The following is a 19833-nucleotide window of genomic DNA, read 5'->3' as shown; positions in this document are numbered from 1 at the left end:
CTCGATATTTATGAGTCTTGTTCTGTAGGGTCAGATGGTGTTTCATCCGTCATCTGCTGCTTTCGCTTCCATAAGGCTCCTGTGGTGACTATGGCCTCCCCAAATCGTTCTTCCAATGCATCTAATGTGCTAGCCAATACATCTGGCTCTTCTTCTGCACTATGAAAGAGTGATTCTTGTTCTACGCTCTTGTGAAAGCCACTCACCGTAATGCCCAACAATCGAAATGGACCCTGTACATTAAGTTTATTATATAATACAGTCGCCACGTCATACAATACATCTTCTCGATCGGTCTGGTATGACAACCGCTTCTGTCTCGTCTTTGTCGTAAAGTCGGGGAATCGCACCTTAATAGCAATCGTATTCCCTTTTAAACCCTTTTGGCGCAACCGTTTTGCCACATGATGCGCAAAATATCGCCATTCTCTATCAATCTCTTCCGGATCAATGAGATCTCTTTCATAGGTCAATTCATTGCCGACGGATTGCAATTCACGATTCCATTCAATAGGCCGGTGGTCGATCCCTTTAGACAACAAATAGATCCGCTCACTTTGCTGTCCACAATAGGGTTCTAGTTCATGAAAGCTTTCCAAGCTGGCAATATCTCGTATCTGCTGAAACCCACCTCTTCGTAAGGCTGTTTCCGTATGGGATCCTACCCCCCATAGTCGACGCACAGGAAGATGTGCAATATGAGCCGCCTCTTGACCATGAGGAATAATATATAAGCCATCTGGCTTTTTCAAGTCAGATGCTAATTTAGCTAAAAATTTGTTAGGTCCAATGCCAACAGAAGCGATGAGCCCTGTGCGTTCAAAAATTTGTTCTTTCACAGCGCGCCCTACTGCCATGGGCGATGGATAGAGTTTGCCTAAACCAGAGATGTCCAAAAAAGCTTCGTCCAAAGAAATCGGTTCTAAATAGGGACTAAATCGATGTAGCACCTCATGAATCTGATCAGATACTTCGTGATATCTATCAATCCTTGGCAACAGATAGATTCCCTCAGGACATAATCTGCGCGCTTTTCCAATCGGCATAGCCGACCGAACACCAAAGGCCCTCGCTTCATAACTGCAGGTAGCCACTACCCCACGTGAAGAAAGGCCACCCACAATAACGGGGTGACCTTGTAATTCGGCATTATCATGTTGTTCTACAGAGGCAAAGAAAGCATCCATATCCACATGCATAATCCATCGCTTCATGTTATTCTGCCACCGCCTGTGGAGCATCCTCAATGCGGCAGTATTTAATTTGTGCGCAGATGCACTCATCTTTTGTTTTGTATAACTCTGGCAAGAATTTAACTAATGCATCAAATGCTTCTTCATCGATGGAGTATCTTGTCCATAGACCACTGCGCACAGAGTTCACAATGCCTGCATCAATTAAAATTTTCATGTGATAGCTAAGTGTAGATTGAGATAATTCAAAACTTGCTAATATATCACAAGCACATAATTCATTACAAGATAACATATCTACAATGTGTAATCTCGTCTCATCACTTAGAGCTTTAAAGATTGCTGCCAATCGTTCATATGTAACTTCTACCATACTCATTCTCCTATGCTCTTTCAATTTGTAACCTTACAATTCTATTATATACAAAATTTTAAACTAAATCTAATACTTTAAATGTAGAAAGGATGCTTTTTAGTTATAGCTCTATATCTTTTATGAAAGATAAAAACGACAAAGCTTTGCTTTGTCGTTTTTATGGGAAGTAAAGGATCTAAGATGTGTTCTTAGGAAAGTTTACAAATATAGTCAACATACTAAGTCTATGGAAATGCAGTAACGGAGAGTCGAGAGAGGGAGATGATTCTCCAACATTTCCCGTCGAGTTAGTTGTTTATTAACATTAGATTTTGCCAACTAAGCCAAGATCTTCAGGGTTTAATGTTTTGTCACCTGGAGTCCATTTAGCTGGGCACACTTCGCCATGTTTTGCAACAAATTGGCAAGCTTGTACTTTACGTACTAATTCAGCTGCGGAACGACCTACGCCCATGTCACAGATTTCTGCGGAGCGAACGATACCTTCTGGGTCTACTACGAAAGAACCACGGTATGCTTGGCCATCTTCTTCAGAGAATGTATCAAAGAAGTCAGCTAATTCATGTTTAATATCGGATATCATTGTGTATTCGATTTTATTGATAGTAGGAGATGCATCAGACCATGCTTTATGAACATAGGCAGAGTCAACGGATACGGAGAATACTTCCACGCCTAACTCTTGTAATTGTGCATATTGATCTTGTAAATCTGCCAGCTCTGTTGGGCAAACAAATGTAAAGTCTGCTGGATAGAACACAAATACACTCCATTTACCTTTAATATCCTCATTCGTCACTTGGATAAGCTCAGGTTTACGGAACGCTTCTAATTTGAATGCTGGTAGTTGTTTACCGATGATTGCCATGATCAAAACTCCTTTTACTACTAAACTATTTTTATAATAGAGCTATTGTATAAACTATGTACACACTCAATTACAATACTATGATACACTACACTTCAAAAAAAATCAATATAGAATTATTCTCATTATCTATACTAAAAATGCATAGTTACTTTTCTAGCATCGTTTCTAGAATAACTACATCTGTTTCCTTCATACCTTCACGGGCAATGGTAGCTACCGTTTGTACCGTATCGTCGATCGTCTCTTTTACAATTCCTTGCCCCGCTTTAAAGCTATTTTTCGTTTTAGCCTGCGTGTAGGCGAGTAATGAATTACCTAAAGACATACCAATCTTCATAGCACAAGAAGCTTTTGCTCCATCACAAACAACACCAGAAGTTCCTGCCAATGCATTCGATAGCGTTTCCCACACAACTTCTTTCGATTCTTTCAGTAAGAATGCTACCCCTGCGGCTGTAGCGGAAGCTGCACTCACCACACCACAGTAGGCACTGAGACGACCGATATATTGTTTGATGTATAATGCTAATACATTGGCTAATGCTAAGGATCGTAATGTATGATCTCTTGGCACATCATATTCTTTAGCATACATCATGATAGGTACCGATAAAGTAATCCCTTGGTTCCCACTGCCACAGTTAATCATGACAGGCATGGAACAACCATCCATACGCGCATCGGACCCTGCCGCTGCATAGGCCCTTGCCTTATCTGCGATAGACGTAGAATTGGAGATAATTAACTTGCCAATATTAGAGCCATAATTGTTTTTCATGCCTTCTTCAGCAATGGCCATATTCAAATCTAATTGAGGCCCTAAAATATCCTCTAATTCTGCAGCATCCACAGTCATAGCAAATTCATAGCAAGAATCAAAGCAAAGCTCCATACTATGTTTTGTCACTTCTTCTGGCGTCAAAGCAATTAACACCTGTCCATCTTTTTCTGCATAAGAAATCGTTGTATGTGTATTTTGCACAATCACCTTCGACGTATGTTTTCCAGCAGTAGCCACCACTTCAATATATAAATTTTCTACACCTTCTGCTAGCTCAATGGAACAAAAATCTGCTTCAAACAATCGATCTGCTGCTACCACTTGTTCATGAGTCACATCTTCCAGTACTTCTAATTCTTTTTTTGCGGTTCCTACTAAGGCACCTAGAATTAAACTGTAATAAATACCTGTACGACCTTCTGAATTAGGGATCGTCACACTTTTCGCATTCTTGATGATATTTCCACTTAAACGACCGTGAATGTGGTCTGGTGTGACACCTAATAATTCTGCTGCTTTTGCCGATGCAAAAGCGAGCGCAATGGGCTCTGTACATCCAAAGGCAGGTTTAACCTCCCGTTTCAATAATTCTATATAGTCTTGCATAAGTCCTCCTCATATTGACTGGCTCGCCAATGTTGTATCTATATGAAGATTTTATTATAACACAATTGATACAATCCTATCATCTATACTATATGTGCTTCATAGGAAAAGCCTTACCTTACGATCCTATACGGTCCATATTTTGCGATTCACACAGTATTTGTCCAATACTGCTTCATCTATAGTCGCACCAAGGCCAATTCCTCTCGGTACTTTCATAAATCCCTCGGTAAAAGCAAGGTATGGATCTGTGAGATCTTCCTGAAAGTATCGCAAAGAATCTGACAAATCTCCTGCCATATACGAATCGCCCAAGGCTGCTAGCTGCACATGTAGTAACTTAGAAATACTCGATTCTACCATGGAACCAATCCAATAAGAAACACCTTGGTCTCGACAGTAGTCTATAGCTCGAGCTACCTGTTGTAGTCCTCCTAATCGTCCTACCTTGACATTTAACACATCTAGCAACTGATGAGTACCTGCATAGACTAATGCATCATAAGACAAAATAGATTCATCTAAACAAATAGGTGTTGTGATACCCCAATGATCTGCGAGGTCAGCTTTAAACGCAGCATATTCCTCTAAGCTCTGTATCTGAAAGGGCTCTTCTAGGCAAGCCAACCCCAATGTATTATAGGAGCGTACCGCATCAATCTCTGCATAGGAATAACTTTGATTTGCATCGGCTGCTACTATCATGTCAGGGAATGCTTGTCGCACTAAAGATACTCGTTCATATCCATCCTTGGGCGACACTTTTAATTTAATCCGCCTACATCCTTGTTCTACATAGGTAGACACCGTATCAACGATAGTATCTAAGGGTACCTCTCCGATGACAACTCCCATCGGGATCGAATCGCTCAATGGTTGCCCCATCACATATTCCACTGTATTCACACCTAATTGGGCACATTTCACGTGAAACAAGGCATTTTCTATAGCGGCTACTGTCATAGGTGTTCCATCTTGAAGCCATTCCAGAGGGCCATCGATTGATACCGGCTGTCCTATGAGATTAGGGATATATCGTTCACATAGATCATACCAACAGGATGCCACCGTTTCCGATGTATAAAAATGATCCACAAAGGCTACACATTCTCCATAGCCAACATGGCCTTTAGAATCTTCTATGCGCAAGATGAGCGTATCCCGTACACTCACTTCCCCTTTCGCTGTTTTGAACGTAAACCGCATGGGCATTTGTAAATGGTACAATGTTATTCTTTGAATCATAGTTTACCCATTTCTTGTGTATCCAGTCACTACACATCCAAAAACTCTTTTACTATGCACATATACTGACAAGGCTTTTCCACATGAACATTATGACCAGCTCCTAGTACCACATGATGCACACCTTCAAAATATCGTCTACCAATCCCCGTATATTTTGTATCGAGTTCTCCACTAATATAACATACGGGCATAGTCAGTTCTTGCAGTCGATGCCCCACATAGGGCATCACCCCTTGTCCACTGCCTTCCAATGTAAAAGCCAACGCATGAGGACTGTTCTGCAATCGTCGCTGTTGGATACGATGTTGTACTGCATTCGGTAATGTGTATTGGGATTTAAATACATCCAACTTCGCCCAGTTCTCAGCAAACCACTCGATGGTCTGCTCTCGTATCCGCTTCCCTAAGGCCATATCTGCTTCACGTCGCTCAGATCGCTCTACTGTTCCTTCGATGCCTACAGATCCACTTTCTAGGATTAATTTTGTCACCTCTAGGGGATATTGTAAGGCATAGAGTAAAGCAATCCTAGCTCCCATGGAGTAGCCTAATAGAGCATATCTTTCACCGGCTAGGGCATAGACAATACGATGTATGTCTAATATCATTTGAGAAATGGTATAGGCTTCTACTTCTGTAGGTCTAGACGATGTGCCATGACCGATTAAGTCAATGCGAATCATTCGATATCCATCTACATGAATCCCATCCCACGTCGTACCAGATTCAGAAAATCCATGTAAACAAACCAAAGGTTTACCATCCCCTACAACGGTCACGCCATAGTGATACTCTCCCAGTTTAACTTGTATTCTTTTTATATCCAATGGTCTTATATCTTGAATGACACAACCCATATTACTTCACCCGATATACCTTATGTAACTCTCGACTACCTTCTTTTGAGGTAGGTATTTCAATGATATGTATACCTTCTCGTCCAATATACGTATTCATTGCTTCTTCTAATTCTGCATTCGTTGCCACTTTCACATAATCTAAACCATACATCGTAGCTAATCCACTGTAATCAATGCCTTGTGGTGTATTGAAAAGGTAATCAAAATCGTCTGTTCCTTTTTGTGGCAAATATTGGAAAATACCGCCCCCATCATTGTTATGCAAGATAATCGTCAAGTTCATGCCATGTGTTTTACCAATCGCCAACCCGTTCAGATCATGAAAGAAACTCAAATCTCCTGTCACCATCACTGTAGGTTTTCCATTTGTACTCAAACCTAAGGCTGTCGATACGGTACCATCGATACCATTTGTACCTCGATTGCCATAGACTGTCGCTGTAGACCGACCACTCGCCCAATAGTAATCCATATCTCGAATAGACATACTATTGGCTACCAATATCTGGCCATCTGCTGGCATCTGTGCTTGTAGCATATGAATGGTGCGACCTTCAAAAAGATGGGGCTCCTCACCTACTGCATCTAACTGACGACGACTACTTACCTCGATCTGCTGCCACATAACACAATACTCTCTACTCGCCTGAATGGCTGTAAGTCGATGTAGAAATACACCGATATTGGCCATGACGTGGATAGTAGTGGTCAAACTAGGGTTCAACGACTCTGCCGTAGGACTAACCTCTATATACTCAATGCCATCTAAGGCCGCCATCCATTGCTGAATCCGTTTTGATACTGGAATTTGACCTAATTGAATGACTACATCTGGACGCAACTGTTCTTTTATAGACTCATGTACCAATACAGAATCATAGGTGCTAATAGCCTCTTCAAATTTTCGTAGATTCGATAGAGGATCTCCTATAACTACAGCACCTATGGCATTAGCAAATTCCATAACTTCCCGCGGTTGTGTAATAGACGGTCCCCCTAATACAAGCACTTTCTTTCCTTTTAACACAGGTCCTAGCTCACGAATTGTATCTTCTGTTACTAGTCGAAAGACCTTGTCACTACGACCCATCCTGAAATAAGAGCTATCTCGTTCTGGCACCAATGGTTCAAATAGAGGTACGTTGATATGAACAGGGCCTTCCTTATGATTTTTAGCATACAAATACGCACGCCGTGCCACTTGGCGAGGATACGTGTAATAGTGACTTTCACTAGGCACAGATAATTCCTCATAATAGGTTACGGCAGTGCCAAAATATTTCTGTTGATCGATTGTCTGGGGAGCTCCCACATTCTGTAATGTGTACGGCCGATCCGCAGACAAAATGATCATAGGAATACCACCATGTTTCGCCTCTACCACAGCAGGACCATAGTGCGTCAAAGCTGAGCCAGACGTGCATACCAATACCGCCGGCTCTCCGTGGGCTTTGCCAATTCCTAAGACCATAAATCCTGCTGATCGTTCGTCTATATTCATATATGTTTGAAAGCCACCATGGCTTTGAAAAAGCATAGCCAATGTAGTAGACCTGGAACCAGGACTAAATACAGCGTGGCGTACACCTAACTGATATAGCTCATCCACTAAGGCTGCTATGTATTCATTCATACTCTATCTCCTATACAATTACAATGCATCGAGTATAGTTCCCATTTTATTAATCGTCTCTTCGTATTCTTCATCACTATTGGACTCACTAACAACTCCACAACCAGCATAGGCATAGAGGTGATGTCCTACAATAAGGGCCGAGCGAATAGCGACTACTAAAATGCCATCTCCCATATCTTTCATAAATCCAAATGGCGCTGCGTACATACCACGTTCATGGGCCTCATACTTCACTAATAAGTCCATAGCCGCCTCTCTTGGTTCACCACCAAGGGCAGGTGTAGGATGCAATAGCTGTCCCCATTCAATGAGCGATTTCGTACTATCTTTGGCAGTAATGATTGTCCGCAGATGATACAACCGCGACAACTCCATAATCCCCGTTTCACCTACAGACACATCATCTGTCACCTGACGCATCGTATGTACAATACGGTCTCGTACAATCTCATGTTCCACACGATTTTTATGATCCCCCAAAAAACGCTCTTTCGTCCATGCCTTAGGACCAAATTTCGGAGCTGTTCCTGCCAAAGCATAGCTAAGAATTTCATCGCCTCGATGGCGCACCAGAATTTCTGGAGATGCCCCTACAAAAGTACGACCATCCTTTTCATATCCAAAAATGAAACAGTTTGGATTATTTTCTACCAATCGATCCAAGATACTCACCACCTGATAGGGTGTAGGACTAGTAAACTCTACTTCACGAGACGATACTACCTTCGTCATCTTTCCCCCATGAATAGAGGTTAAAATAGCATCCATCAATGTATCCCAGTCTTGTTTATCATTGCTTGTTTCCGTATACGTATGATCGACTCTAGTAATCCTATGCCGTTGAATCTCAACGGCATCACCGGCATGAAGGTAAAAGGATTCTCCATTTTCAACAATATAATAATGTGTGAACGCCACCATTTCATGGCCCATATCTTTCCATTTTTCATCTTTTACTGTAGGAAAGAAAGTCCCTCCATAAAACACATAGGCATAATTCTTTCTCTCTTCATCATCTTTCACAACAGCTAATCGCTTTGCTCCTACAACAACTCTATCACTTTGACGGTCTACCCAAAAGACACGCTCTTCCCCTTCAAAATTCAGCCAAAATTCCAAAGGATTATCTAGTTGTAATGGCACCTTCTTATAGTTCATAATGCTCCCTTATATCGAATACTCAGTTTCAGACTTACATTTTTCCACTTGCATTGAAATACTAAGTCTATCTATACACCCTATCGCTTCATACACTTCGTCTCTTGATTGCGACATATCACTCTTGTATTCAATTATACCACTGAAAGACATCCCCTACTAGACACAATCCCAGGCATAGAAAAAGCGCCCGAAGGCGCTACTATCTATTTTTTGAAAGCAATATGACGATAACTTGTGAACGTCAACCATTTTCCGAAAGTATCATTTAGATTCTTAGAATCTTCAATATCTGCTAAGAATTGGGTATATTCTTCGTCAGAGTGCACCTCAATACCAAAGCCACGACCATTCAATAATGGTACCCCTTGGTAGGTATACTCACGCAATGGAGCGATGGCTGTGATGACCCCATCTCGCACAGAAATATAGACTTTGTCACGTAGAATCAAGATATCGAAAGTACTTGGATATTGGTAACTATCCCCTGTAAGCGGAATCGCATCACCCACATGGTATGTGGCACATTCCGGTCTTACTTTATCTACTGTTAACCCTTCCACATCATAATAAAACTCTTCAAAAATATCGCCACGACCACGAACAGCATCACCAATAAATGTGTACAGTTCCTCTCCTTTATCGAGGGTGTCTTGGATAACACCGCAAGCCGCTGTCATATGGCTCACACGGTCGATAAGGATGAACTCACCCAATGTTTTATGCTTAGTGAAAGCATCCACCACAATTGGCTCTTGTAAGGTCAAGACACAACGAGCGATTTCATTTTTGCTCAATCCATCGCGCTCCACATGATCGCCCGTGTTTACATCCACAGCATAGCGAATTTTGCTCACCACCCCAGATACTAGTTTTGTACCTACCATGATAAGGTATTCTCTACCTTCTTGTAAGGTGGTGTCATCCATCCATAGTAATGTCGTTTCTAGCTTTGCGCTGACCTGTAACTCTGTGTTATTCACAATAACGCAACCACGAGATACGTCTACTTCACGGTCTAATTGGATAGTCACCGCTTCCCCTATATGAATTTCCTCAACAGAGTCAAATCCTCGAATTAAAGATTTCACCACTGCTGTTTCACCGCTTGGCAATACGCACACTGTGTCATTCACACGAAGGGTACCACTTTCTACTTGACCTTGGAATCCTCTAAAGGTATGGTCTGGACGTGACACACGTTGTACTGGCAAATAGAAGCCTTCTTCTTCAAAAGCTTGGATATCTACTGTTTCTAAATGGCCTAGTAAGGTATTGCCCTTGTACCAAGGCATGTGTGGAGAATGAACTGTAATATTATCTCCCTCTGTAGCAGAAACAGGAATGATAGCAATGTCCGCCAATTGCAATTCTTGTTGTAATGCTTGGATATCTGTTTGGATCTCTTGGAAGCGACTTTCACTATAGCCCACTAAGTCCATTTTATTCACTGCAAAGATGAAATGTTGGATACCCATTAAGGCGCAGATACGAGCATGACGACGTGTTTGCACCAACACACCTTGCTTCGCATCCACTAGAATGATCGCCAAATCCGCAAAGGAGGCCCCTACCGCCATATTGCGAGTATATTCTTCATGGCCTGGTGTATCCGCCACGATGAAGCTGCGATGGTCCGTTGTGAAATAACGGTATGCCACGTCGATGGTGATGCCTTGCTCACGCTCTGCCATCAAACCGTCTAACAACAAGGAATAGTCGATTTTACCACCACGACTGCCCACCTTACTTTCTAATTCAAGGGCTTCCTTTTGGTCTGCATATAATAATTTGGAATCGTATAAGATATGTCCAATCAATGTAGATTTTCCGTCATCTACACTGCCACATGTAATGAATTTCAATAAACTTTTCATTAGAAATAGCCCTCCCGTTTACGTCGTTCCATGCTACCTGCCGCTTCACTGTCGATAACCCTTGTAGTTCGTTCAGAGGATACGGCACTCAATGTTTCTTCGATGATTTCATCTAAGGTAGTCGCATTCGATTCAATACCACCTGTTAATGGGTAGCAGCCTAAGGTACGGAATCGAACTAATTTGTTCTCTACCGTTTCTCCTTCTTGTAACCGGAATCGTTCATCGTCAACCATGATTAAGTTGCCATCCCGTTCTACTACAGGTCGTTCTGCTGCGAAATACAATGGCACGATATCGATATTTTCTCGTTTGATATATTGCCAAATATCTGTTTCTGTCCAGTTAGAAATGGGGAATACACGCATGCTTTCCCCTTTGTTGATTTTTGTGTTAAACAGTTTCCACATTTCTGGACGTTGGTTCTTTGGATCCCACGCATGTTGTTCATTCCGGAAAGAAAAAATACGTTCTTTCGCACGAGATTTTTCTTCATCTCGACGACCACCCCCAAAGGCTGCATCAAATCCGTATTTGTCCAAAGCCTGTTTTAACGCTTGTGTTTTCATAATATCTGTGTAGGCCGCACCAGAATCGAATGGATTAATACCACGATCTACCCCATCCTGATTGATGTACTCTAGCATTTCAATGCCTAGTTTCTTTGCCACATTGTCACGGAAGTCGATCATTTCTTTGAACTTCCAAGTGGTGTTCACATGTAAAAATGGGAATGGTGGTTTTGCTGGATAAAAAGCTTTCATCGCCAAATGCAACATCACCGAACTATCCTTCCCGATAGAGTATAGCATCACTGGGTTTTCGCATTGTGCGGCTACCTCACGAATAATATATATAGCTTCCGCTTCTAATTCATCTAAATGAGAGAATTGACTCATATTAACCTCCTTAATAGGCATTACTTTCTTTTGCATTTACTGTAATTCGCTGCACAGTTCCGTCTATTTTCGTAATATCCCAATGCAGCAAATGACCTTCTGTTGTTACCACCATCGTGGCGCCTTTGCCACCCATATCTTCCCCTAGGAAAAAGGAAATGGCTCCTACAGGACATTCTTTCACGCAAGACACACAGCCCCAACAATCAGAGGGATAGGCGATGTAGGCTTTCTTCGTTTCATCTTTGTAGATCAATGTCCCCGGGCATACTTGTTGGCATCTACCGCAACCGATGCAAGTATCCTTATTAATTTGTATGCTCATAGGTATCCCCCTTTTCTACTAGTGGTCGTTGAAAAACCTGAAATTCGCCATCTTTGTAAACGGAGTTCACATACACCAATCCGTCGTCGCTACAATTCGGGTAATCACCATGTTCTCCAAAGCTATGCCAACGTGTTTCCTTACGCCCTCCTAAATGCGCCACTAAAGCTCGGGCCACCACAATGCGATCTCGCAGTTCATAGAGGTAGGACAGTTCATGTAACGTATTCGCTTGTAATTGCTCTATATCTTTAGCTAAGGCTTCTAGCTTTGATTTCGCCACACCTAAACTTTTCTCTGTGTATTTGTAGGCTTGGCTGATACCTCCAGCATAGACATCCATAATGTCTTGCAATCGTTGTTCCTGTTCTTCAATACGGGCTAATGCAGAATCAGCATTAGTATAGGATAGTTCAACACCAATGTTTGTGCCGTTTTGTACAACACTATCGTTAGATCTGGTTTGTACAGAATCAACATTGGTATTAACTGCTGTAAATTCGCCCCTCACATGGGTTAGTAGGTTACTATCACTGGCACGGCTTATACCAGCACCTCCGTTAGCCCCCATTTGTGAAGTATATCGTTTCACGATAGCATCAATTGCTTTCTGATACCACGGTTCATTTCCTACAGACGGTACTTCACCTTGCTCTTGGTATCGTCGCACAATCTCATCCCCAGCAATTTCTCCTTCTGCTAAGGCTCCTGTGACATATTTTTGAGGTGCTCCTCCTGCCACATCACCGGCAGCAAATAGGTTAGTGATGGTCGTTTCTCGATGGGTATCAACCCAGTAGCCACTCGCCGTATGACCCCCTACGATATAAGGTTCTGTGCCTTCAATTTCTACATTTTCTGTAGCTGGACCATGACCACGTTCTACCCAACGCAACGTTTGGCTTGGCGCCATGTTGAGGTAGGCTTTCAGAAGGTCTTGCTCTTGGTCTGGAGAAATCCCCTTCGTCCCTAAATAGCAAGGGCCTCTGCCTTCCACCTGTTCCTGCACAGTACCGTATACGCGTTGCGAAGTAGTGATACCGTATACACTTTCATAGTTCTCGCCAAGACCATTGATTTGTTTCGCTCCTACCCCTTGGGCGATGGTTCCAGTAGGGGCGATAGTATCTTTACAACGAAGGGCAATGAACCGCATCTCTAAGGTGGTCATCTCCGCCCCTTGCAAGATACCCATAGCATAGCCCGCCCCTGTATTAAACGGGGAATACCACATTTTATGACGAGAGAATCCTGGATTGTTGGGCTTATAAACCCCAGAGGTACCGCCAGTAGCACAAATTACATAAGTGGCTTCAATCTCATAGATGGTCCCCGTTTCCTTATGGAATCCTACAGCGCCATAGATGCGATTGTCTTTTACGATATAATCTGTGATAACTAGTTGGTTAATAATTTGACAATTCTCCAACGATTCCACGGCACTTGCCAAAATGGGCTTAATATTTTCACCATTGATTTTAACATTTCGATTCCCACGAGCTACGTAGTTGCCTTGGTCGTCTTTCAAAATCACTAATCCTAACCGTTCTAACTCATGAACCGTTCCATTCACTCGTTCGCACATCGTACGCAACAAGTCATCTCGTACAATACCCTCCGCATCCTTCGTGGCATAGTCCACATAATCTTGAACCGTCCGATTTGGCAAAATATAACAGTTGATGGCATTCACCCCTGCCGCCAAACATCCGCTTCGTTTAATATGGGCCTTCTCCGCCACGATAATACGGGCATTACTGGCTTTTCCTATAGTTAATGCTGCATAACAACCGGCCGTCCCTCCGCCGATAATCAGCACATCCGTGCGCAGTCGCTCTTTCTTTCCTAACATCCTATGCACCCTTTCTTTCCATGCGTATATACCCTTGTATATATTGTTTCTGTTCTATCTATAGCTTTTGAAAGTTTCGTACTAAATATAGAACAAGCTACTTGTATTCATACCTTCATTTTCCACTAGATACGTTGCGTTGTCATCGTAGATACAAATTCTAGAAATCAGCACATCCACTGCATCACCTACTTTGAAAGCATGCCCATCGATGGTATGATTTGCCACCAATACTAACTCACCAATCCGCAGGGTCACTTCCAAACGATTTCCTTTGAATAAAATATGTTCAATATAACCTAGCTCCACCACACTGCGATAGCGGTGTAATGACCCTTGGGGATGAATGCTAATATATTCTGGTCGAATTAAGGCTTCTTTTACATTGTCGATTTTCTGAAAGCCTTTTAACACGTCATATCCTTCTACGACAGAAGACTTACCTAAGAACTTAGCTACAAACGGAGTCTCTGGATTACAGTAAATCTCCTGTGGCGTTCCCACTTGTTCAATACGACCTTTGTTAGTCACCACAATTTGATCTGCCATTTCTAAGGCCTCTTCTTGGTCATGTGTCACAAAGATAGTAGTAATCCCAATTTGCTGAATCGTATTGCGCAACCACATACGAAGTTCTTCTTTTACCTTCGCATCGATGGCAGCAAAGGGTTCATCCAAGAGCAACACATCTGGATTCGGTGCCAAAGCTCTCGCAAAGGCAACCCGTTGCCGTTGCCCACCAGATAATTGGCTCGGATATCTATCTTCTAAGCCACTAAGTCCGATGAGATCGATGAGCTCCGTTACACGACGACGAATTTCCTCTTTGCCCACTTTCTTCACGGTCAATCCAAAGGCAATATTATCAAACACCGTCATATAGCGAAATAAAGCATAACTTTGAAATAAAAATCCAATCCCTCTATCTGCAGGCGCCACAGTATTGACCCGTGTCCCATTGATACAGATATCGCCTCGATCTGGTGTTTCCAAGCCGGCAATCATTCGTAGTATAGTCGTCTTCCCGCTTCCACTAGGCCCTAAGAGGGCTACCAAGCTGCCCTTCTCAATGGACAAGGACACATCTTTCGACGCCTGAAAGTCTCCATAATTTTTATATATATTCGATAAACTAACGTACATGCATTTCCTCCCTCTACCTGTATCGATGATGATTATTACCGATGGCTAGCTTTATGTGCTGCATAGGTGCGCAAGGCGATCATGATGAAAGCCAACAGAATCAGCACCGACGACACACTAAAGGATGCTACCACGGCACTTTCAGTACCAGACATATAAAGAGCATCGATTTCTAATGGCAAAGTGAAAGTAGATCCCCTCGCCTTAGATACAGCCGCCACAGCACCAAATTCACCCATAGCCCGGGCCCCACACAAGATAATCCCATACAACAAAGGCCATTTGATGTTAGGAAAGGTAATATCCTTAAAAATACGCCATCCAGAGGCCCCCATCAAAGCCGCTGCTTCCTCTTCTTCTCGGCCTTGATTCAACAAGACTGGTAAGATTTCACGAAATACAAAGGGCATGGTCATGAATACAGTCACCAAGATAACCCCTGGTATAGCAAAGACAATACGAATGTCTAGACCTGTCCACGCATTGAACTGATTGATGTATGGCCCCAACCAACCCAATCGACCGAAAGTGAGCAAAAAGGCTAACCCTGCAATAACGGGAGATACGGAAAAAGGTATATCTGCCAAAGTAGCTATCAATGTTTTACCAGGAAAATCAAATTTCGATACCGCAAAGGCAGCCGCCACTCCAAAGGTAGCACTCACCAACATAGCAATGACCATCACCAGTATGGTCAGCCCCAAAGATTTCATCACATAGACAGTGCTAATAGACTGCACATAGAACTGCCAACCTAAAGATAAAGATTGAAACACTACTGAAAGCATAGGAATAAGGAGCATAAAAATAATGAATACCCAAGCTAATACAATTAACAAGGTAGAACCGTATCGTCCTTTCATAGATTTATTACCTCCCTTTAATGCGCTTTGCGTGATGATTCTGAATTAGATTTACTACTAACAAGATAGAAAACGAAATGCCTAGTAACACGATAGCGATGGCCGTAGCACTGCTATAGTCGGCATAATTTAATTTTTGCATAATCACATAGGATACAGCTTGCGTGTGATTTTTAAAACTATTTCCTGAAATGTAAATGATGCTACCATATTCGCCAATCCCTCTAGCAAAGGCCAAACTAAAACCAGTCAACAAGGGCGGCAATAATTCAGGAAAAATGACTTGTCGATACAATCTAAATTTACTGGAGCCCATCATGAAAGCAGCCTCTTCATAAATAGGATCTAAGGTTTCAAGCACTGGTTCTAAGGACCGCACCACAAAAGGAATCCCTACAAATACGAGGGCTACCACAATGCCTATTTGACTATAAGCCACGTGAATCCCCCACTGTGACAATATAGATCCAAACCAACCTGTATCAGTATACAGTTTCGATAAAGTAATCCCAGCCACCGCTGTTGGTAGTGCAAAAGGAAGTTCTATCATGCTGTTCAGTAAGGCTTTCCCTGGAAATGTGTAGCGCACCAGAACCCAAGCCAAGATAAAACCAAATACTACATTGATAGCTGCTGCAATAGCGGCTGTTAATAAACTAGTTGTAAAGGCTTGTACTACATTCGCTTTTGTAAGCAATACCTTCCACGTGTCCCAAGGCAATGACAGCCCATGGGAAAACACTGACCCCAAAGGAATGATGATACAGATAGATAATAAGGCAATGGTAATGCCCAATGACAAGCCCATGCCTGGAATAATTCTTGTCGATGTTGGGTTTATAATTCGTGAAAGCCACGATATCTTATGTTCCATAGATTTCATCAAATACCCCACCTTCATCAAAAAACTTTTTATACACTGCATCCCAGCCACCATAGGCATGAATAGTTGTTAACTCTATCCTGTGGTTAAAGGTCAAAGAAAACTCTTCTAAGATAGCTGGATTGGACGGTCTAAATCCATAAGAACCAATCAACCGCTGCCCCTCATCAGAGTATAAATATTGAATATAATCACGAGCTACCTCTGTAGTTTGATCTCGATCTGTAATTCCTTTTACAAGAGCCACATTCGGCTCTGCGACGATGCTCGTTTTAGGTGTGACCAGCTCATATTGACCTGGATAGTTCTTCACAATTTGTAAGGCTTCATTTTCCCAAATTAAGAGTACATCCCCTTGCTTATTTTCTACGAAAGTCGTCGCCGCACTACGAGCACCCGCATCTAAGACTTTCACATGGTCATAAAGAGCTTTCACATAGCCTTTCGCACCTGTTTCTGTGCCATACGCCCTAAGCCCATGGTCCCAAGCTGCCATGAATATCCAACAAGCCGCACTAGAGCTCTTCGGGTCTGGAGCTACGATGGAAATCCCAGGCCTCTCTAAATCTGCCCAATCTTGTATGTGCTGAGGATTACCCTTACGTACTAAAAATACAATAGTTGACGTATAAGGAGCCGAATGATTGGGAAACATATCCTCCCAATTCGCATCAAGCAAATGCACACGGTTCAACATTTCAATGTCTTGCGAAGACCCTAAGGACACAATATCGGCATCATTTCCTTCAATGATGGACCGCGCCTGTGCACTAGAGCCACCGTGAGATTGCGTGACATGCACATCCTTTCCAGTGATAGCCTTATAATGCTCACGAAATAATCGGTTATAATCTTCATAAAACTCACGGGTACTATCATAAGATACATTTGTAATATGTATATCATTACCTACTATTTTGGGATCTTTCATACATCCCGTGAAAGTCCCTATAGTAACAATCCCTATCATGGCGATGAGCCAGTTTCTATATCGTTTTCGTTTCATATATACCCTCCATCGTCATGTCTAAGGCACATTACTATCGTGTACTTTAGCAGAACATTACTCACAATCTCCTGCTTGTTTTTAATATGCTCAACTAGTCTTTAGATAAAATTCCATAGGCTCTATTAATACATAGTATATAAATCTACTGATTCCATATATAGTCTACTAGCCGCTAGAAAAGGTACTCCCATATATTTCATTAAATATTTCAACTCTGTAAATACAGGCTTAAGAGCCATAGTATAATATGTATTAAGCATCAAAAATACCTGTTGATAAATATCGTTCCCCACCATCTGGTAGCAATACAACAATATTCTTATCCTTATAGGCCGGGTCCTGACCAATTTGTATAGCCGCTTGTAAGGCAGCCCCTGAGGAAATACCAAGTAACAACCCTTCTGTTTTAGCAATGGTCCGTGTACATGTATAGGCATCCTCTGTAGAGACCGTCACAATCTTATCTAACAACTTAGTATCTAATACATCAGGGATAAATCCTGCTCCAATCCCTTGGATACCATGAGGCCCAGCTTCTTTGCCAGATAATACAGCAGATGTAGTTGGTTCTACTCCAATAATCTGTACTGCAGGATTTTGCTCTTTTAAATAGCGACCCACACCTGTCACTGTTCCACCTGTACCAATCGATGAAATAAATACATCTACTTCACCATTCGTATCCTTCCAAATCTCAGGACCTGTGGTCTCATAATGAGTGTTAGGATTCGCAGGGTTTGTAAATTGTTGCAAGATGAAAGCATTGCCATGTATTTGTTGTAACTCTTCAGCCACCCGAATACTTCCTTTCATCCCTTCTATGCCCGGTGAAAGCACAATCAACGCCCCCAATGCTCGTACGATACGTTGACGCTCCACACTCATCGTGTCCGGCATGACAAGAATTAATTTAAGTCCCATTTGCGCTGCTACAAAGGCAAGACCAATCCCCGTATTACCACTAGTAGGTTCAATGAGTACCGTATCTTTTTGTATCACACCAGAGTCAATCCCCTCTTTGATCATTCCATAGGCAACACGATCCTTCACACTGCCCAAGGGATTAAAATATTCTAATTTTCCTAATAAACGACCATTCAATTGATATAGTTTTGTGAAAGCATCCAATGCCACCAATGGCGTAGAGCCAATTAAATCTGTTACGTGCTGGTACATGATTGGTTCCCCCTTACTGCTGTATTTTTTATGTATTCTACTCGATGGTTAATATATACTACTTAATATATAGTGACAATATATCTATTTGCTGTGATAGTTGGATTATTAATCTAGAAGTTTAATATATTGATAATACCTATATCTAATTTTATAAATATATAGTTTTATTTTATATTTACTACATATGTATCGACATATGCTTATAGACAATATCTAGTTATTACTGAATGCAGAGCTATAATAACGTCTACTATTGTATATTCTTATTCCTATGTAGTCAATTGGATATAAACTATAGAATACTATAGGGTAAAACTATATACATAAATATGCAAATTCAAAAAATGAGAATTGTTATTTGTTATTTTATATGTAGAGATAAAAAAAAGACACCTTCAGGTGTCCTAATATATATATTACTTTTGATATATTGAGTGGAAAGAGATCTCTTTGTACCTTGTCAGTTGCGACTTCCTATTTGTTCCTAGCTGTGGATTTTGTACGCCCCTTTGGGGCTCCAAAATCTTACGCAAATGCTTTTATCCGTTATCCTTTTGTTCCTGTCTGTGGATTTTATTCGCCCTTTTAGGGCTTTAAAATCTTACGTCAGGAACTAAGCGATACTCTAAGATTTGCGCGTCGCTTCACTCCTTCAAATCTTGAGTCCTGCTTATGCGCGTGCTTTGCTCCTTTGAAAGTGGTTCACTGGAGGTCCCAGACCTATGGCATTCTTCCATAGATATTACTTGAGACATATTGGCTGGAAACGGCTCTCTTAGTACCTTGTCATTTGCAACTTCCTGTTCCTGGCTGTGGATTTTGTGCGCCTCTTTGCGGCTCCAAAATCTTACGCCAGGAACTCTCCGATTCACACACTTTCATGCGTCGCTACGCTCCTATGAAAAGTGGTTCACTGGGGATCCCAGGGCGTCCTGCTCGTATGTAAACTTATAAATTAATAAAAAAATAGCACCCTTTTGGGTGCTCTTCTTTTATTAATCAGCAACTTCCTATCCTCCCAGGCCGTTTCCAGCCAAGTACTTTCGGCGTTTACGAGCTTAACTACTGTGTTCG

Annotated in this window: 17 protein-coding genes; all 17 read right to left on the bottom strand. The window is 41.9% G+C overall.

Going from position 1 to position 19833, the window contains the following annotated elements:
* Window positions 1-8: 8 nt before the first annotated feature.
* Complete coding sequence (gene dinB / locus EO122_RS04625) at window positions 9-1214, bottom strand: DNA polymerase IV (RefSeq protein ID WP_127009584.1); 1206 nt, start codon at window positions 1212-1214, stop codon at window positions 9-11.
* A 1-nt stretch (window position 1215) separates the two neighbouring features.
* Complete coding sequence (locus tag EO122_RS04620; protein WP_127009583.1) at window positions 1216-1566, bottom strand: helix-turn-helix transcriptional regulator; 351 nt, start codon at window positions 1564-1566, stop codon at window positions 1216-1218.
* 307 nt (window positions 1567-1873) lie between these two features.
* A complete protein-coding gene (locus EO122_RS04615) occupies window positions 1874-2437 on the bottom strand; it encodes a redoxin domain-containing protein (protein ID WP_126938453.1) in 564 nt (187 codons plus the stop codon).
* A 148-nt stretch (window positions 2438-2585) separates the two neighbouring features.
* Window positions 2586-3827 (bottom strand): serine dehydratase subunit alpha family protein, encoded by a 1242-nt coding sequence (locus EO122_RS04610; RefSeq protein WP_127009582.1) that lies wholly within the window; start codon window positions 3825-3827, stop codon window positions 2586-2588.
* Between the two features lie 126 nt (window positions 3828-3953).
* Complete coding sequence (menC, locus tag EO122_RS04605) at window positions 3954-5072, bottom strand: o-succinylbenzoate synthase (protein WP_127009581.1); 1119 nt, start codon at window positions 5070-5072, stop codon at window positions 3954-3956.
* 29 nt (window positions 5073-5101) lie between these two features.
* Entirely contained in the window at window positions 5102-5932 is an 831-nt protein-coding gene (gene menH, locus EO122_RS04600; protein WP_127009580.1) for a 2-succinyl-6-hydroxy-2,4-cyclohexadiene-1-carboxylate synthase, read from the bottom strand.
* Window position 5933: 1 nt separating this feature from the next.
* The gene (menD, locus tag EO122_RS04595) at window positions 5934-7568 is read right to left on the bottom strand and encodes a 2-succinyl-5-enolpyruvyl-6-hydroxy-3-cyclohexene-1-carboxylic-acid synthase (protein WP_127009579.1); all 1635 of its coding nucleotides are present in this window, start codon (window positions 7566-7568) and stop codon (window positions 5934-5936) included.
* A gap of 18 nt (window positions 7569-7586) precedes the next feature.
* Window positions 7587-8729, bottom strand: a complete 1143-nt coding sequence (locus EO122_RS04590; protein WP_127009578.1) for an isochorismate synthase — start codon at window positions 8727-8729, stop codon at window positions 7587-7589.
* A 206-nt stretch (window positions 8730-8935) separates the two neighbouring features.
* Window positions 8936-10606, bottom strand: coding sequence for a sulfate adenylyltransferase subunit 1 (locus tag EO122_RS04585; RefSeq protein ID WP_127009577.1), 1671 nt, complete (start codon window positions 10604-10606; stop codon window positions 8936-8938).
* Window positions 10606-11505, bottom strand: coding sequence for a sulfate adenylyltransferase subunit CysD (gene cysD / locus EO122_RS04580; protein WP_127009576.1), 900 nt, complete (start codon window positions 11503-11505; stop codon window positions 10606-10608). The genes EO122_RS04585 and cysD overlap by 1 nt, the downstream gene beginning before the upstream one ends.
* 10 nt (window positions 11506-11515) lie before the next feature.
* Window positions 11516-11830, bottom strand: coding sequence for a ferredoxin family protein (locus EO122_RS04575; protein ID WP_127009575.1), 315 nt, complete (start codon window positions 11828-11830; stop codon window positions 11516-11518).
* Window positions 11814-13682 (bottom strand): adenylyl-sulfate reductase subunit alpha, encoded by a 1869-nt coding sequence (locus EO122_RS04570; protein ID WP_127009574.1) that lies wholly within the window; start codon window positions 13680-13682, stop codon window positions 11814-11816. The genes EO122_RS04575 and EO122_RS04570 overlap by 17 nt, the downstream gene beginning before the upstream one ends.
* Before the next feature lie 81 nt (window positions 13683-13763).
* Entirely contained in the window at window positions 13764-14825 is a 1062-nt protein-coding gene (locus EO122_RS04565; RefSeq protein ID WP_127009573.1) for an ABC transporter ATP-binding protein, read from the bottom strand.
* A gap of 35 nt (window positions 14826-14860) precedes the next feature.
* A complete protein-coding gene (locus tag EO122_RS04560; RefSeq protein WP_127009572.1) occupies window positions 14861-15688 on the bottom strand; it encodes a sulfate ABC transporter permease in 828 nt (275 codons plus the stop codon).
* A 7-nt stretch (window positions 15689-15695) separates the two neighbouring features.
* Entirely contained in the window at window positions 15696-16571 is an 876-nt protein-coding gene (gene cysT / locus EO122_RS04555; protein ID WP_240632656.1) for a sulfate ABC transporter permease subunit CysT, read from the bottom strand.
* Window positions 16552-17577, bottom strand: a complete 1026-nt coding sequence (locus EO122_RS04550) for a sulfate ABC transporter substrate-binding protein (protein ID WP_127009570.1) — start codon at window positions 17575-17577, stop codon at window positions 16552-16554. The genes cysT and EO122_RS04550 overlap by 20 nt, the downstream gene beginning before the upstream one ends.
* Window positions 17578-17832: 255 nt before the next feature.
* A complete protein-coding gene (cysK, locus tag EO122_RS04545) occupies window positions 17833-18756 on the bottom strand; it encodes a cysteine synthase A (RefSeq protein ID WP_127009569.1) in 924 nt (307 codons plus the stop codon).
* Window positions 18757-19833 lie beyond the last annotated feature (1077 nt).

This window comes from Veillonella sp. CHU110, assembly GCF_003992255.1.
Taxonomy (GTDB): domain Bacteria; phylum Bacillota; class Negativicutes; order Veillonellales; family Veillonellaceae; genus F0422.
The sequence above is the reverse complement of the archived record's forward strand: the minus strand, read 5'-3'. Positions and strand labels throughout refer to the sequence as shown.

Excerpts from the sequence above, each read along its gene's own strand:
- menD (WP_127009579.1), bottom strand. The coding sequence starts at position 7,568 with ATGAATGAATACATAGCAGCCTTAGTGGATGAGCTATATCAGTTAGGT.
- EO122_RS04575 (WP_127009575.1), bottom strand. The coding sequence starts at position 11,830 with ATGAGCATACAAATTAATAAGGATACTTGCATCGGTTGCGGTAGATGC.
- EO122_RS04615 (WP_126938453.1), bottom strand. The coding sequence starts at position 2,437 with ATGGCAATCATCGGTAAACAACTACCAGCATTCAAATTAGAAGCGTTC.
- EO122_RS04610 (WP_127009582.1), bottom strand. The coding sequence starts at position 3,827 with ATGCAAGACTATATAGAATTATTGAAACGGGAGGTTAAACCTGCCTTT.
- EO122_RS04560 (WP_127009572.1), bottom strand. The coding sequence starts at position 15,688 with ATGAAAGGACGATACGGTTCTACCTTGTTAATTGTATTAGCTTGGGTA.
- EO122_RS04585 (WP_127009577.1), bottom strand. The coding sequence starts at position 10,606 with ATGAAAAGTTTATTGAAATTCATTACATGTGGCAGTGTAGATGACGGA.
- EO122_RS04565 (WP_127009573.1), bottom strand. The coding sequence starts at position 14,825 with ATGTACGTTAGTTTATCGAATATATATAAAAATTATGGAGACTTTCAG.
- EO122_RS04550 (WP_127009570.1), bottom strand. The coding sequence starts at position 17,577 with ATGAAACGAAAACGATATAGAAACTGGCTCATCGCCATGATAGGGATT.
- cysK (WP_127009569.1), bottom strand. The coding sequence starts at position 18,756 with ATGTACCAGCACGTAACAGATTTAATTGGCTCTACGCCATTGGTGGCA.
- menH (WP_127009580.1), bottom strand. The coding sequence starts at position 5,932 with ATGGGTTGTGTCATTCAAGATATAAGACCATTGGATATAAAAAGAATA.
- menC (WP_127009581.1), bottom strand. The coding sequence starts at position 5,072 with ATGATTCAAAGAATAACATTGTACCATTTACAAATGCCCATGCGGTTT.
- dinB (WP_127009584.1), bottom strand. The coding sequence starts at position 1,214 with ATGAAGCGATGGATTATGCATGTGGATATGGATGCTTTCTTTGCCTCT.
- cysD (WP_127009576.1), bottom strand. The coding sequence starts at position 11,505 with ATGAGTCAATTCTCTCATTTAGATGAATTAGAAGCGGAAGCTATATAT.
- cysT (WP_240632656.1), bottom strand. The coding sequence starts at position 16,571 with ATGAAATCTATGGAACATAAGATATCGTGGCTTTCACGAATTATAAAC.
- EO122_RS04590 (WP_127009578.1), bottom strand. The coding sequence starts at position 8,729 with ATGAACTATAAGAAGGTGCCATTACAACTAGATAATCCTTTGGAATTT.
- EO122_RS04570 (WP_127009574.1), bottom strand. The coding sequence starts at position 13,682 with ATGTTAGGAAAGAAAGAGCGACTGCGCACGGATGTGCTGATTATCGGC.
- EO122_RS04620 (WP_127009583.1), bottom strand. The coding sequence starts at position 1,566 with ATGGTAGAAGTTACATATGAACGATTGGCAGCAATCTTTAAAGCTCTA.